We start from the raw sequence: 15,485 nt of genomic DNA on the forward strand, positions 1-15,485 counted from the left end.
GCTCATATTTCATCAACAGAAAAGATTTAATTCTGTAAAACTATTACTATCTTCCCACCGTGCAACGGATACCCAACATATTAAGTACGCTGCGGATTATCCTGGCTCCCATCTTTTTGATTATGTATATCCAGGATGAAGTGGTTTGGAGATCCCTGAGTATCGCCGTATTCGCGGTAGCGGTTGTCACCGACTTTTTTGACGGGTACATTGCCAGGCTCTACGGGGCGCAAACCTCATATGGGGTATTCCTCGACCCGCTGGCTGACAAGATACTTACATTTGCAGGTTTTATCTGCTTACCTTTTATTGATGCCGACCAGTTCCCGTGGTGGGCCGTTGCACTTATTGTGCTCAGAGATCTTTTTGTAACCGGTATGCGCATGCTGGCTGATCAGCGCAATGTAGAGATGAAAACCCGCTTAACGGCCAAATTCAAAACCATGAGCCAGATGTTTTTCCTGTATATTACACTGATGGTGGGCGTTTTCATTGAAACGGATGTGATGCTCAGCGAGTTTTGCGAACAGCTGTTGGAAACGGAACTGCTGGGATGGCTTATGATCGCCATCGTTATACTTACAGTATACTCCGGGTTCGAATACGTATTTATTAATCGCGATATCTTCAAGAAAAACAACAATGCAACGACTTAAACCGATTATCGGCAGTTTTTTTAACGCCGGCTTTCTACCCAATGCTCCGGGAACCTGGGGCAGCTTTTTTGCACTCTTTCCAATCTATTTTGTCGGAGTGTATGCCCCCTGGTATGGAATCGCCCTTTTTACCGCCGTCTGCTCATTCCTTACCCTCTGGGTTTCCGATGAGTGCGAACGGGTGTGGGGCGGCGATCCCTCCCCGCTGGTTATGGATGAGTTTGCGGGACAGGGCATGGCTTTTATTGCGATCTCCTTTACGCCGGACCTGACCACAAACATACTCATCCTGATCGCAGGTTTTATCATCTTTCGCTTTTTCGATATCGCCAAACCTCTTGGAGTTGATGCCCTGCAGAAGCTGCCCGGAGGCTGGGGCATACTGGTAGACGACCTGCTGGCTGGGTTCTACGCTTTTATCGTTCTGAAAGTTCTACTTTTAATTATACTTTAACCATATTGGCTTTATAAATTATTAACAAGATTTTCTTACTTTTGAAGATTGTCCGGAGGGGGCCAAAATAAAATTAAAACTGACAGAGTTAAACTATGATAATCGACGCTTCATTTGCGGAAAAACTAGCGCTTCATCTACTGGAGATCAACGCCGTGGTACTGCGGCCGGACGATCCCTTTACCTGGGCTTCCGGCTGGAATTCACCGATCTACTGCGACAACCGCCTGACGCTTCGCTACCCGGAAATACGATCCGCAATTGCAGACCAGTTTGTTTCATTTATCGAAGAGAAATATCCCGGCGTAGACGTAATTACCGGCACTGCAACCGCCGGTATTCCCCATGCCGCATGGGTGGCCGACCGAATGGAGAAACCGATGGCCTACGTGCGCTCCAAGGCCAAAGCATACGGTATGGGCAACCAGATTGAGGGCGGAGTTGAAAAGGGCGAAAAAACCGTGGTTATCGAAGACCTTATCTCCACCGGGGGATCAGTCCTCTCGGTTGTGGAAGCGCTTAAATTTATCGGGGCGGATATCCAGGCTGTTACCAGTATTTTCACCTACGGCTTCGACAAGTCGATGGAAAAATTTAAGGATGCCGGAGTCACCGTACATACCCTTACCGACTACACCACTCTGATCGATGTAGCGGTCCAGGAAGGATTTATCGAAAAAACGGACCTGGAGCTCCTTAGTGAATGGAGGACCAATCCAGAAACCTGGCCGAAAGATGGTTGATGCTGTCTTATTCTCACAGAGGTCTTTGCACAATCGTTGTTTTGGCCAATATCGTCATTTTCGCTTCATATAATACATTCAGGTTGCTGAAAAAGAAGCCATATACCTGCCGCATGGTGCCACAGCAAATATGCTTAATTTCTTTTCAAACATTGTTATATTTACTGCTCTAAATAAAACGCAGTAAACCCAAAAAGATCACTTCTGTATTTTGGATCAACGCACATTTTATATTGAGACTTACGGCTGCCAGATGAATGTCTCGGACACCGAGATTGTAAACTCCATACTAATGGAGGAGGGTATGACGCCCGTACAGCAACCCGATGAGGCGGACATCATTTTTATCAACACCTGCTCTATCCGCGAAAATGCCGAAGACAAGGTATGGAAGCGGCTCACCGAATTCCGCTCTCTGAAAGAGGAGAAAGAGAAGCTGACTGTCGGGGTGCTGGGCTGCATGGCCGAGCGGATTCGCGACAAGATTATTGAAAAAGAACACCTGGTAGACCTGGTGGTCGGTCCCGATGCCTATCGTGATCTCCCAGAGCTGCTGACCGATGTGGACGACGGGCGCAAAGCTGTAAACACGCTGCTCTCCCTGGAAGAGACCTACGCCGATATCGCTCCCGTGCGCACCAACGACAACGGAGTCAGCGCCTTTGTAACCATTATGCGCGGCTGCGATAACATGTGCGCCTTCTGCGTGGTGCCCTTCACCCGCGGTCGCGAACGAAGTCGACCGGTGGAAAGCATTTTAAATGAGTTGCACGATCTGAGTGAGCAAGGTTATAAAGAGGTTACCCTGTTGGGACAAAATGTCAATTCCTACAATTTTGAAGGTACGGATTTCACGGAATTGATGGATAAAGCCAGCAACGTGGACCCGGAGATGCGGATACGGTTTTCTTCGCCACACCCGAAGGATTTTCCCGAAGAGCTTCTTCACCTTATCGCGGAGCGGCCCAACCTGTGCAACTATATCCATATTCCGGCACAGTCGGGCAGTACGTCTGTGCTTGAGCGGATGCGTCGCCCCTACACGCGCGAGCAATATCTTGAGCTTGTGGAAAAAATGCGCAATATCATTCCAGGCGTCTCCCTCTCTACCGATATTATTGCCGGCTTCTGCGATGAAACCGAAGAGGAGCACCGGGATACCATGTCGCTGATGGCCGAGGTTCGGTACGACCTGGCCTACATGTTTGCCTATTCCGAGCGGGGGCGAACCCTGGCGCACCGCAAATACGAGGATAATGTCCCCGAAAAGGTCAAAAAACGTCGGCTTACGGAGATCATCGAGCAACAGATGCAGATCCAGGAAGAGCGCAACAAGCAGGAGATCGGCAAACGACACCTTGTGCTGGTTGAAGGCACGAGTAAACGTTCTGATGAGCAGCTAAAGGGCCGTACGGATACCAACAAAATGGTGGTGTTTGATCGCGGAGATCTTCAGAAAGGTGAGTACGTGGAAGTCGAAATTACCGACTGCACCTCAGCTACCTTGATGGCAGATGTGATCGGTCGAAGCAGCATCAAAGAATTTAACCGCGAAATGGTGGCGGCCTGACAGTCTTTTTTCCAAAAAGAAGGTACCTTTGCGGAACCTGCTATTTTATGGAGGATTGGTTTGTACCACCGACCTTGGTGACCTTTTAACGGGAGTACAACCCCTCAGAACGGGGAATAGAGGAATTTGTAAAGCCTTCAAAGAATTAAAACATCCAGGAATTCAACATTCCTGGATGTTTTTTTGTACAATATTATTTACTGAGCCTGTTCCAACTCAATTGTACCGAGTTCATTCGTTTCGCCCACCGTTACTTCAACACCGCTTGTATCTTCAGGACTGAAATCGGTGTTGGTTGGGTCGAAAGCAACCGTATAGCTCCCCTCTTCGAGCCCTATCAGTTTAAAATAGCCATCAGTGGTGTCTGCATACGTGGTAGCCAACGTGTCGGAACCGGCAATGGCATACACGACCGGCTCAGATTCGACCGGCGTAACGGTACCGTCTATGTTGCCGGTAACCGCCGCATTGGTGGCATTAATCACCGGCTTCAACAGGTATTCCGGGTTAGCTTGTCCTTGTCCCCGTTTGACAACCGACCGGCTGGCATCAAAATCGAGCAACAGTACATACTCCAGGTCTTCCTCTATTTCGGCGTCTACATTCAGCTTTATGCCGGTTTGTGCACCACTGGGTACGAACATGCTTTTTTCTTCTCCGTCAACAACTACGCTGTGACCATCGCTGTTCAATATCAGCCGGATCTGGTGGTAGGTTCCGGTCTCAAGCGTAGTATCCCCCAGCACCGTGTAGGCACCGTTGGTTAATTCGAGCAGGTTATATGTCTGCTGCGGTTCGCTGATCGTCATCCATCCTTCGGAATCTTCCTCCCGGTTGATCTCGACGCGTTCTACGAACACGTTTACCTCATCGTAGCTGGCCGGGGCATCGTGCATGCGCACCTCCAGCGTTCCCATACCGGAATTGGTACTTGTTCCGGATTCATCGCACCCGGAAATAAGCAGTCCCAGTCCCATTATTAACAATATTACGTGATTACGCAGTCTAGTCTGTAGCATAGCTGTAGATATATTTTTTAGAGTTATTTTGATACCGTCTGCAACAGTGTGACGAACAGCACAGGAAATGGTTACTGAATTATTGAATATTTGTTCCGACCGGTCTCGCAGGAACAAGTCAACTGTTACCGACCTGCCCCAGGTTCCTGCTGAAATACACCCATGGTTCAGGAATTTGACAAACACTCGAAAACCCTGCCTCCCAAACAGTCTGTTTATCTCCTCGCTATTGGTATGCTGATGGGTAATTTGCGAAAAAGGATCTTTACAAAACCTACTATTATGTTGGGTGGTGAGATTGTACCACCGACCTTATGGGCCTTTAAACGGTAGTATAACGCTCTCCGAACGAGGAATAGAGGGTTTGGCAAAGGTCTCTAAAAGAAAGCCTAATTATTCCCTCTCCCCTGACTCTGTCCCGGTCCCCTGTCCTGCCCCGGGTTTTCCTGCATTCCCCCTGGAACAGAGCCCGGCGGTCCGCCCCCAATATTGCCGTTAAAAAGATTTTGCAATATCCGGGATGCGGGGGTGCCGACCTGCAGTTGCTGGGAGGCTCCCTTAAGTACCCCGGCTGCCGGAAGCCGGCTCCGTTTTTGTGCCATATTGACCGCCATCGGCAGCTTCTGGAGTTCACTGCTGTTAAACCCTCCTTTAAGAGCCCGAATAACGAATGCGCGGGCGGTCCGGGGCTGCTCTGCCGCCCCGATATCCGGCAGAATGCCGATGGCCGTTATGATGTCAGAAGCGGTGGCCCTGGAAAGGATCGATTCGCTGCCCATTTCCGACAACATCTGGCTGACTGACTCCACAGGAATATCCTGGGAAATTGCCTTCGAGGAGGCTTCGATCATACGGTTGCGCACCCGCTGGTTGCTCCCCGGTCCATCGGTGCGCTCAATCATCTTTTGCACGCCGGGGTTCTGCATCCAGGGATCCACGACCTGGGCGGCCTGCTCTGTTGCGCTGTGGATTCTGTTGATTACAGAGACGATCTGCCGATCCGGCACCCCTTTAGAGAGGCCCTCCAGGGCTTTTTGGATGAGATGGTCTGCCGGCAGATTCTGCTCGGCCAGGCTCGCGGCAGGGCGGATGATATCGATTAGTTGTCCGGCCTGCATGCCCCGGCTGTCAGCCCTGCTCCGCAACTCGCTGAGAGCTGACTGTTCCATGCCGTTGTCAGTTGCCGTTTGCATGAGTTGATCGACCGCTTCCTGCTGGGCTTTAACGGGACTGATCCCGACCAGACACAGCAACTGCAAGATTAGCAAGAGTTGTAACAGCCGATCTTTTGTCAGATATTTCATAGCGTTATTGTGATTTCATTGTTCAATCAAAAGCATTGCATTTGTTCCGTCAAAACCATCGTTCACGGTGTACACGTTATCCGAAAAGGAGATCCATTCTTCCTCTTCTCCCAGAACCTTTAACACCTTGTATTCATACGCTCCGGTTTCCAGGGAAAGTTCTGCCATGTACCGGTTGTTTTCCTGCTCAACCAGCGGTATACCCGGGCGTTCCCAATTGTTAAAGTCGCCCACAAGGTATAGCTGTCCTTCACCGGCATACCGAATATACACGTGTTGCCGGCTCGCACTGTTTTGCCATTCAGGCTCAATGCGCCTCCCGCCGGACCGCCGGTCGGGCTCAAAGCTCAGCCGTACACCGCCCGCTACCTGTAGATCCCGAAGACTACCGGCTGAGGCCCCCGACTGGTAGTGCAGCCCTTCAGCGTTCAGAAACAGTGATATCCGATTGCTGACGGGATAGCTGCCCTCAATCCCCAGTCGAAACAGGCGATTGGTCTTTTCCACTGTTTCAGAGCCGCCTGCAGATCCTCCCACAGGTGGAAATCCACTGCCTCCATCCGGCGCCGTGGCGGTGAATTCATTTTGGTATTGCTCAAGTCCCGCCGTCAAACGAAGTTGTGTGCCTCCCTCAAACAGGCGGGCGGCACTTACCGTGCTTCGAAATCCTTCTCCCACTGAAGGCAGTGTTTCCAGGCTGCCATACAGTCCCGCCGACAGCTGCCACCGGAAGCTGGGCCATGTTTCAAATTCAACGGCATAGATACCGGTCTGATCTTGAGAGTTCACCCGGGTGCTGTCCACCACATAATTGTCGTATTGCCGGTAACTCGTACCGGCTTTTATCCTTAGGCTTGAAAAAGGAGTAATATGCCAGCTCAAAGCCGGCTGAGCCCACCAGAGAGTACGACTAAACGAGGAGCTGAAATAACTGCCGCCGGTTTCAATGCCCCCCGTCAAATTATCTGACAATGATCGACGGTAATTGGCCATTCCCAGAAATCCCTTCCAGGTATCATCATTCCCAAAATATGGCTCCCATACGGCGTTGCCGGTAAATTCTGCCACATTTTTTTCATCAAACCAGGCTGTTTGCCCCATGAGCGAAACCGTGCCATAGCCCGATTCAACCGAGCGGTCCCACTCGGAAAAGTAGGGATTCAGGTAGGTATTGGAAGAGAATCCCACCCGGGAATCGAAATACAACACCGTCTGCCACTGCTGGGCATGGGCCCGCCCCGCTATAAAAAATAATACCGCCATAGCCAGGAATATGATTCTCATAAGTAGATTACAGCATTTTTATTGCCAAATCCGTCTTCACGGTGCATCGGGGCCAGCGGATCGGTTACCCACTGCTCCCCGTTTTTAACAAACATGTAGCGATGCTCGCCCCGGTTCATCGAAACAAGGCCCGTCCACACGGTTTTTCCGTTCACCTGCTCTTTGGTGAGCGGCTGCGGCTCCCAGTCATTAAAATCACCGGCCACCGCCACGGAACGAGCTGTTTCATCGATATACACAAAACGGGTCCAGACCTGGTCTACCGAGGCCGAAATTTCCCGCACCGTTTGGCCCGAGGCCAGCTCCCGGTCGGGCGACTGCTGCTGCCCCAGATACGGGGGAACGACCAGTAAAACCGCCAGAACCAGCAACAATACCATCGTATAGGCCGGTCTCCACTGGATCGGCCGGGGACGCCAGAGCCACTCAACCCAGGTGCTGTGCTCCTCCGCCTGTTTTGACGTTTCAGCAACAGGAGCTGAACGTGTTATCTGTTTCATAACCCTGTCGCTGAATCCCTCCGGAACCTCGAATGATGAGGGATCCCGCCCGCCCCGAAATGAATGCCGGAGTTTTATCTCAAAACGAAGCAGCGATCTCAATTCCTCGTCATCCGCGATCAGATGCAGGATTTTCCGCTCTTTTTTCCCGGGGAGTTCCCCATCCAGATAGTTCCTGAAAAGTTCCTCTTTTTGTGCATTCATCACAATTGACCTTTGGTTTCAAAATATTCCTTCAACGCTTTTCGCGCCCGGTGAACCCGTACTTTCAGGGCGCTCTCCGAAACATCCATCCGTTTTGCCATCGCCCGGTATGTCATGTCATCCCTGTATTTGTACAAAAACGCCTGCGCATACTCTTCTGATAAACGGGCAAGTCCTTCATCCAGCAGCTGGTTCCACTCCTCCTGCTCCAGTTGTTGGTCCGGGGTTTCGGTTGTAGCCATCATCGCTTCCAGCTCATATTCATCCATTTCGCTGAACTGCTTGTTGTGCCGCCTCACATTCCTGGCGTAATCGCGGCAATGATTCTTGGCAATCATATACAGCCAGGAAGAAAATTTGGAATTCATATTAAAAGAACCGAGTCGTTCATAACACTTAACAAAAATCTGCTGTGCCAGCTCTTCTACTACCTCTTCATCCGTTACAAATTGGCGAACAATGTGAAAAACCATCGGGGCATACCGGTCTACGAGTAGTTGATAGCGCTGTACCTCTCCGTCCAGGATTTTTTCTACCAGTTCAAATTCTTTGCCAGCTTGCTCCATCAATACTCAATTTGTTACGCTATCAATGCTCATAAATGAGGCCTTTGCCCCCATTAATTGACTTAACACCTTCGCTACAGGTAGTAGCTATTTACTTATTAAGTGAGGGCTTTGCAAAATCCTCATTCTGAGGGAGTTGTACTCCCGTTTAAAAGGTCAACAAGGTCGGTGGTACAACCAACTTCCACCAAAATAGCAGGTTCTGCAACCTTTTGATTCTGATAACTTATCTTTGTGCCTTTACAGCTAACTCCGTTGCAGGCTATATTAAAACTACATCAGCAAAACCTGGATGTCCCTGAAACGGGAACCGGTTAAGAACAACTTTCCGCTTCTTGTAAGATAGGACGATCAACCAAGGAAAACGTTACTGAATTTATCAAAACAACCCGGTTAACAGTTGAATTAACCACTTGAAATCGCCATACTTGAATGCGTATGAACATCTCTTTTGAAACTTTTTTCCTGCAGAAAATTTTTATTTAAACAAACGAGAACTATTTATCCTAATCACAATTAGTACATTTTGGCTACTAAATCATTTGATGACATTTTAAACAAACTTGCCCCCCTGGTAGAGCAGTCGCGGGAGATGAAAGAGATTCTGCTCGCTAACCTCGTGATGCTCGGGGAGATACCTGCTCCCACTTTCGAGGAGGAGGAGCGTATAGAATTCCTATTGAATCGCTTCAAGGAGGCCGAGCTCGACAAAACCTCGGTAGATGAGGTGGGAAACGGCATCGGTATGATTGAAGGTGAAGTGGGCGAAGAAAATATCCTGATCGTTGCCCATGCCGATACCGTCTACTCCAAAAAAACCGATCACACCCTGACGGTTCAGCCCGATACTGTTACCGGGGCCGGTGTCGCCGACAACAGCCTGGGGCTGGCCGTACTTGCCACGCTCCCCTTTTTCCTTGATAAGTTTGATATCACGCTGAAGCAGAACCTGTTCCTGATGGGTGCCACCCGCAGCCTGGGCCGGGGAAATCTCGAGGGGTTGCGTTTCTTCCTTTCCAATGCCGACCGGCCGGTTAAAGTGGGGATCGGCCTGGAGGGAGTTGAGCTGGGACGTCTCAGTCACACCTCCATCGGCATGCAGCGCGGGGAGATCACCTGCAAAGTGCCTGAAGAGTACGACTGGTCGCGTTTTGGTGATGCCAGCGCCATCCTGACGCTTAACGAGGTGATCAACAAGATAAACGGCATTCGCCTGCCCCAGCGGCCGCGCACCAGCATCGTGATGGGCTCCATTGAAGGTGGAACTTCGTTCAATACAACCGCTCTGAAATCGACTCTCGGTTTCGAGATACGGTCGGAATCGGCGCAGCTGGTCAGCGACATCAACCGGGCGATCCATGAAATTGTAACCGAAGTTTCCTCCAAAAGCGGAGACACGATTGAGCTCGATATTTTCGCCGAACGCGAGCCGGGCGGAATCCCCTTTTCGCACCCGCTCATACGCCGGACGAGGGAGATCATGGAGGAGCTGGAAATCGAATCGCGTCCCGGTCCCAGCACGTCGGAACTTTCCGCCTTTATCGACCATGATATCCCCGCCATTACGCTGGGACTTACCCACGGCGACCAAATTCACGAAGTAAACGAGAACATCGAAATTGCCCCTACTTTCAAGGGAATTGCCCAAGTAATCGGCACGCTGCTAGCAATTGACGGAGGTTACTGTGAAGAAGATTAAGAACTGGATTAAGAATAATACCTATCACCATTCCCAATTTTGGGATCTCAAACAACTCGTGGAAAAAAAGGAGGAGCAGGATCTGACTATCTCTCTCTGCCTGCCCACCCTGAACGAGGAGAAGACGATCGGCAAGGAGGTGGTGATCTTCAAGTCGGAGCTGATGGACCGATACCCGCTGCTGGATGAAATAGCGGTGATCGATTCCGGTTCCACGGATAAAACGTTGGAGATCGCAGAGGGATTTGGTGCCGACACGTACCTGGCAGACGACATTTTGCCCAACCTGGAAACCAAAAAAGGGAAGGGCGAGAACCTCTGGAAGGCGATATACCAGCTCAAGGGTGATATCATCGTGTATGTAGATGCGGACATCAGCAACATTCACCCACGCTTTGCCTACGGCCTGGTGGCCCCTCTTATTCAGCGACAGGAGATCCAGTACGTGAAAGCGTTCTACGATCGACCGCTGGCCGTATCCGGCGGCATTCGTCCCTCGGGTGGCGGGCGCGTGACCGAAATTTTGATCCGTCCCCTGTTTTCCCTGTTTTTCCCGGAACTGACCGGTATCATCCAGCCGCTCTCCGGTGAATATGCAGTCCGGCGCGAGGTACTCGAACAGATTCACTTTCCGATCGGCTACGGTGTGGAGACCTCCCATCTCATCGATGTGTACACCAGGTACGGGCTCGACGCTTTTGCCCAGACCGACCTTGACCAGCGGATTCATGAAAACAAGCCCACGCGCGCGCTCGGCAAGATGGCTTTCGGCATTCTGCAGACCTTCATAAAGCGGGCCAAGGCGCTGGATATCATCGAAGATATTGCCGATCACGAGACAATACTGCGGCAAACCCAGGCAGTGGAAGACTCCTACGGTCAGGAGGAGATCGAGATTGTGGAGGAAGAACGCCCCCCCATGATCGAGATTGAGGAATACCGGAAAAAATTTGACCGCAACCCCGAATAGTTCTCATCCCAACGGCATATCCTTCTCGCTGCATTTCGCCGAGAAAGGAGAACCATACCGGTGTGGTCGTGTTGGATCAAAACATTTGCAAACACTAACTCCTAATCTGTTTAACCGATGGACAAGGCGTTGCTAATCAGTCGTATCCGCGATCTTTCTTCTCCCATGGACCCCGTTCCAACGGAACAGCAGGCCCGGCTGCAGTCGCTTTCTGGTATCCACTCCGTGGCGTTCGATTTTTATGGCACCATGTTCCTCTCGGGCGTGGGGGATATTGGCATCGATGAGGAACAGAACACAGAAAGCGTAGAGTTGTTCGGGCAGGCGTTGCAGGATACCGGCTTTACCCTGCGGGACGAAGAAGCACCGCTTACCGGACTTAAAACGTTTGACCGGGCGATCCGGGAGTATACAGAACTGCAGCAGTCCCGCGGTATAGACTATCCTGAGCCGGATATCGTGCTTATCTGGCATGAAGTGCTGGAGCACCTCATTGAAAACGATCTTGTAGAAGGAGCACTTGATCGCGCAACAGCACAACGCTTTGCCGTGGAGTATGAATTCCGGTTCAACGCTGTATGGCCGGTTCCCGATTTGATGTCAACCCTTGAGTCGCTTCGGGAAAAACGATATATCCTCGGTATTATCTCCAATTCCCAGTTCTATACTCCCCTGGCGTTCCAGGCCTTGACAAATCGGGAGCTCACTTCAGTCGGCTTTGATAAGAATTTGCGGGTATGGTCATACCAGGCCAGTGTCAAAAAACCCTCTACCCATTTTTATGAACGCTTTTTGGAGGTCCTGAAGAACAAACACAACTTGCAGCCGGAACAGGTGCTCTATGTGGGTAACGACATGCTCAAGGATATCATGCCGGCCTCCGGGCTGGGCATGAAAACCGCGCTGTTTGCCGGTGATGCCCGCTCATTGAAGCTCCGGCCCGAGGATCCACGCTGTGCCGATGTCAAGCCGGACCTGATGATCACCAACCTGGGGCAGATTACGGAGTGCCTGGGGATGGCCGTCTGAAAATGGGAGAAACATAACGACATTGCGCTTAACGGGCGCGCGAATTGGTGTTAATTCATCTCCAGTTTAGTATTTGTCGCCAGTACCCTTAATACGAGCAGGCCCGGGCTAGGCGCGTCCCCTTCTTGAAGCTTAAAACAAATAATTACCCGATTTTGTATTTCAGCATTTCCAATCCATCAATGAACCGAAAGTCTTTTCTGTTCTTAGATAACAAAGGAATATCAAGAAATAGGGCAGTGGATGCTATGAACATATCTGGAATTAATACTCCATGGCTCAACCGGTAGTTTTAAAAAAATTCAACCGCTGTTTGAGAAACTGAGCTGTCGAGTTGAATAATCTCAAAGTCAATTAAGAACTCTTGTAGAGATTCAAATTCAGGTCTCGGTAAATTATTTGGTATAACAATATTTTGAGCTGATTTTCCCTCTGTCTTTTATGTGAGTACCCCTTACAGGTTAGTCTCAAAAACCTTGCAGCGAGGTCTTTCCGCTCATCACCTTTCAGTGTGCAGTCAACCATAACCATTCGGATTTACCGGATACTGATATTGCAGATTAACCACAGCGTAGTTGTTCAAACAGCATCTCCACATGATCTATCCGTGTAGATTGGCCTGATCGGTGGTATCCGCGTTCTGCAGTAACGGCCGAAATCCGGGCTAGGAAGAAGTATCCCTTAAAATTTTCTGGGCCTCGTCCAGCATATCAGTCCATTTCTCTTGCTCCGTATCAATATTCGGAAGTGCTTTATACGCCTTGTAGACGGCAGCATAATATCTTTTTTCGCGCTTGTTGCCTTCTTTCATCCTGTTTTCAGAGGGCGTTCCGTCAAAAATGATCCGCTTTTTAACCTCCTGTAACAGCTGTCTCCGCGTCTTCTGCCCGGAGTTCCCCTCCTCTTCCATAAGTGAACCTACCTGGGCAACATACCACTCCAATCGCTCATCAATCGATTTATTCATCCATTCTTCTTTTGTCATTACTTCAGATAACCTTGTTCAACTTACTGTTCATATCAGTAATATAGTTACAGCAAATATGCGGGGTGTATTATTCCATGACGACACAAACCCGGGAAAAGGAACTGATCCCTAAGGCCAGCCGATGTATTACATTTGATATCGGATCTGAATCCTTTTCAACAGCTTTTACAGCCCGAAATTAATCGGAAATTAACTCCCGTGCGGATGCTCCCGGAATCCAGGGCGCACAGACCCGCTGTCATTGAGCCATGCAATCCACTAAAAGACCACTTAGCTACGCGCTGTTAATTTTGACAATCAATTTTGCCGGCTGTTCCGGGAACCTCTTTGATATACACGGGGAGAACGACGACATCGCTGTGGAGGTTACCGATAACGCACTGCTTGTTCAGAACAGGTTTTTAGAACCGATCTACTATTTTGCCGTTGAATCAAATCTATCTATGCTGATACTTTGGGCGCCCATCTCTTCAGACAGTAACCGGATCGATCCCCTTCACACGGTCAAGATCGAGTTCAACGATGTCTATGGGTACGCCCCGGGAAATCGCATCTTATTTTACCACTGGCACGGAGAAGACCCGGATCAAGGCGAAATACTGAGCAAAACCATCGATACGGGTTGAAATCAATCTCCCTCCGGCGGTACCAGCCAAACTGTTTCAAAAGGTTCCAGCAAAAGCGTGCCATCGCCACCCCGCTCGCTGTCGCTCAAAAGATCCTTCCACGAACGCTGAGATGGGGGAAGCGGCAGCAGCTCGCGGTCCACACTCAACGAATCTCCGGTAACATTGCTGACCGCAACAACAGCCTCGCTTTCGTCCAGGGCTGTTCGCTTTATTACAAACAGGTTGGCTCCGCAGTCATATACCTTCTGCGGCGCATCGGGATGGAAAGCCGGGTGTTCTCCCCGAACCCGGAGCATCTCCCTGTATTTCTGCATAACCTGGTGCGTGGTGGTCGATTCATCCTCCAACCGGTCGACCAGCTCTTCATACTCCCACTGCATTCGGTTGATAGCTCGTTTATGTCCCGTTGATACGGCTTCCCCGGTGTTGTTCTCGGTCGCTGTAAGATTGTGGAAATAGATCCCCGGCACCCCTTTAAATGCCAGCATAATGGCCTGCGAGCAGAGGTACCGCTTCACCTGTACTGTCTTTTCTTCGGTACCCGGAACGGAGAACGCGTCGAAATAGGTGATGTTCAGCTCGTAGGGACTTTCACTGCCGTCCTCGTTTTTTTTGTACGAGACAAAACCTTCCCGCTTAAATACCTCCTCAATCATAACGTCAAATTCCTCGTCGGGAACCAGTCCCTCCAGCGGGCGAACGCCGATGCCATCGTGCGAGGCTGTAAAATTCATGAAATAGCACCCTTTTTTAACCCCCTCAAGCCGGGAGGCCCACTCGGTCAGATATCGGGAATTTTCCGTTAAAATGGCATGCAAAAGCAGCGGTGGCAGGCTGAATTGATACACCATGTGGGCTTCATCCTCTCCGTTGCCGAAGTAACTTATATTCTCCTCGTGTGGCACATTTGTTTCCGTAACAAGCGTTACGTGCGGTGCCACCTCGTCAACCAGGGTACGAAACAGTTTTACCACTTCATGCGTCTCAGGCCGGTGAATACAGTTGGTGCCAAGCTGTTTCCACAGGTACGCGATCGCATCGAGCCGCACAATCTGTATGCCCTTTGAAAGGTAGAACAGGAAAATATCGAGGTATTCAAAAAGAACATCCGGATTGGAAAAGTCGACATCCACCTGGTCCTCGCTGAAGGTGGTCCAGACACAGCGATTCCCCTTGTCGGTCTGTACCGGCGTCAGCAGCGGGGAATTGCGGGGACGGGTTACCTGCGAGATATCAAGATCCGGATCGACATCGATAAAATAATCTTTGCCCGGTCTTCTGTTCTCTTTAAAATTTTGAAACCAGTCGCTGTACCGCGAGGCGTGATTGATCACCAGGTCGCCCATCAACCGGTACTTTTCTGAAAGCTTCCCGATATGATCCCAGCTGCCAAGGTCTTCCCGCACCTTCTTGTAGTCGATGACCGAGAATCCCCCATCGGAAGAGCTCGGGAAAAACGGGAGTATGTGAACCGAGGTCACGGAATCACCCACGTACCGTTCCAGAAACTCATGCAGAATTTTGAGGCGCGGTTCTGCGGGACGGTTAAGGTCCCGCAGCACATCGCCATAGGTGATCAGGATCGAGTCCTTCTCGGACCATTTGTCGCGGTCGGTCTCCGGAACATCAATTTTGGGCTTGTACTCCCGGATCATCGACTTGAGTCGTTCTACACACGCCCCGGCTTGCTCTTCACCGTAAATTTTTCTGAAGTGCGATGCAAAATCGTTATGTAGTTCCAACTGTTCTGTATCGTTTTTTGATATATCGGCCAATATCAGAGATTCATTTTCGGTTCAAATCAATTCCAAATTTAAGAAATTGATTTTTAAAAGTAAGGGGGATTAAAGCGGCTATTCCGACTGGTATC

At 50.1% G+C, this 15,485-nt stretch carries 15 protein-coding genes; 8 read left to right on the plus strand and 7 right to left on the minus strand.

Translation table 11 applies throughout. From position 1 onward, the window contains the following. Positions 1-59 precede the first annotated feature (59 nt). The 4 genes from pgsA (at position 60) to miaB (ending at position 3,423) form a co-directional block, all read left to right on the plus strand. The gene (gene pgsA, locus ACG2F4_RS12050; RefSeq protein WP_395261039.1) at positions 60-656 is read left to right on the plus strand and encodes a CDP-diacylglycerol--glycerol-3-phosphate 3-phosphatidyltransferase; all 597 of its coding nucleotides are present in this window, start codon (positions 60-62) and stop codon (positions 654-656) included. Then, complete coding sequence (locus ACG2F4_RS12055) at positions 643-1,110, plus strand: phosphatidylglycerophosphatase A (protein WP_395261041.1); 468 nt, start codon at positions 643-645, stop codon at positions 1,108-1,110. Before pgsA ends, ACG2F4_RS12055 begins: the two co-directional genes overlap by 14 nt. A 95-nt stretch (positions 1,111-1,205) precedes the next feature. Beyond that, positions 1,206-1,853 carry an orotate phosphoribosyltransferase gene (gene pyrE / locus ACG2F4_RS12060; RefSeq protein WP_395261043.1) on the plus strand — a complete coding sequence of 216 codons (648 nt, stop codon included), beginning with the start codon at positions 1,206-1,208 and terminating at the stop codon, positions 1,851-1,853. A gap of 211 nt (positions 1,854-2,064) precedes the next feature. Beyond that, positions 2,065-3,423 (plus strand): tRNA (N6-isopentenyl adenosine(37)-C2)-methylthiotransferase MiaB, encoded by a 1,359-nt coding sequence (miaB, locus tag ACG2F4_RS12065; protein WP_395261045.1) that lies wholly within the window; start codon positions 2,065-2,067, stop codon positions 3,421-3,423. Between the two features lie 197 nt (positions 3,424-3,620). On the opposite strand, the gene ACG2F4_RS12070 is transcribed toward miaB, so the two are convergent. The 5 genes from ACG2F4_RS12070 to ACG2F4_RS12090 all read right to left on the minus strand — a co-directional run bounded on the left by ACG2F4_RS12070 (position 3,621) and on the right by ACG2F4_RS12090 (position 8,300). Next, positions 3,621-4,442 carry a DUF4382 domain-containing protein gene (locus ACG2F4_RS12070; protein ID WP_395261046.1) on the minus strand — a complete coding sequence of 274 codons (822 nt, stop codon included), beginning with the start codon at positions 4,440-4,442 and terminating at the stop codon, positions 3,621-3,623. Between the two features lie 389 nt (positions 4,443-4,831). Beyond that, positions 4,832-5,746 (minus strand): hypothetical protein, encoded by a 915-nt coding sequence (locus ACG2F4_RS12075; protein ID WP_395261048.1) that lies wholly within the window; start codon positions 5,744-5,746, stop codon positions 4,832-4,834. Positions 5,747-5,761: 15 nt separating this feature from the next. Beyond that, the gene (locus ACG2F4_RS12080; RefSeq protein ID WP_395261049.1) at positions 5,762-7,030 is read right to left on the minus strand and encodes a glycogen-binding domain-containing protein; all 1,269 of its coding nucleotides are present in this window, start codon (positions 7,028-7,030) and stop codon (positions 5,762-5,764) included. Continuing rightward, on the minus strand, positions 7,027-7,734 hold the full coding sequence (locus tag ACG2F4_RS12085) for a hypothetical protein (protein ID WP_395261050.1): 708 nt from the start codon (positions 7,732-7,734) through the stop codon (positions 7,027-7,029). Before ACG2F4_RS12085 ends, ACG2F4_RS12080 begins: the two co-directional genes overlap by 4 nt. Continuing rightward, positions 7,734-8,300: an RNA polymerase sigma factor gene (locus ACG2F4_RS12090; RefSeq protein WP_395261052.1), complete on the minus strand. Its 567-nt coding sequence runs from the start codon at positions 8,298-8,300 to the stop codon at positions 7,734-7,736. The genes ACG2F4_RS12085 and ACG2F4_RS12090 overlap by 1 nt, the downstream gene beginning before the upstream one ends. Before the next feature lie 526 nt (positions 8,301-8,826). On the opposite strand from ACG2F4_RS12090, the gene ACG2F4_RS12095 reads away from it, so the two are divergent. From ACG2F4_RS12095 to ACG2F4_RS12105, 3 genes are all read left to right on the plus strand, one after another. Beyond that, a complete protein-coding gene (locus ACG2F4_RS12095; RefSeq protein ID WP_395261054.1) occupies positions 8,827-9,999 on the plus strand; it encodes a M20/M25/M40 family metallo-hydrolase in 1,173 nt (390 codons plus the stop codon). Further along, positions 9,986-10,969: a glucosyl-3-phosphoglycerate synthase gene (locus ACG2F4_RS12100; protein WP_395261056.1), complete on the plus strand. Its 984-nt coding sequence runs from the start codon at positions 9,986-9,988 to the stop codon at positions 10,967-10,969. The genes ACG2F4_RS12095 and ACG2F4_RS12100 overlap by 14 nt, the downstream gene beginning before the upstream one ends. Before the next feature lie 117 nt (positions 10,970-11,086). Next, positions 11,087-11,998, plus strand: a complete 912-nt coding sequence (locus ACG2F4_RS12105; RefSeq protein ID WP_395261057.1) for an HAD family hydrolase — start codon at positions 11,087-11,089, stop codon at positions 11,996-11,998. A 664-nt stretch (positions 11,999-12,662) separates the two neighbouring features. Here ACG2F4_RS12105 and ACG2F4_RS12110 read toward each other — a convergent pair. After that, on the minus strand, positions 12,663-12,983 hold the full coding sequence (locus tag ACG2F4_RS12110; RefSeq protein ID WP_395261059.1) for a hypothetical protein: 321 nt from the start codon (positions 12,981-12,983) through the stop codon (positions 12,663-12,665). 251 nt (positions 12,984-13,234) lie between these two features. On the opposite strand from ACG2F4_RS12110, the gene ACG2F4_RS12115 reads away from it, so the two are divergent. Further along, entirely contained in the window at positions 13,235-13,612 is a 378-nt protein-coding gene (locus ACG2F4_RS12115) for a hypothetical protein (protein ID WP_395261060.1), read from the plus strand. 2 nt (positions 13,613-13,614) lie between these two features. Here the strand turns inward: ACG2F4_RS12115 and ACG2F4_RS12120 are convergent, their stop codons facing one another. Beyond that, a complete protein-coding gene (locus ACG2F4_RS12120) occupies positions 13,615-15,357 on the minus strand; it encodes a sugar phosphorylase (protein WP_395261061.1) in 1,743 nt (580 codons plus the stop codon). Positions 15,358-15,485 lie beyond the last annotated feature (128 nt).

Origin of the sequence: Halalkalibaculum sp. DA3122 (assembly GCF_043951865.1) — a bacterium.
Classification (GTDB): domain Bacteria; phylum Bacteroidota; class Rhodothermia; order Balneolales; family Balneolaceae; genus JAMQKA01.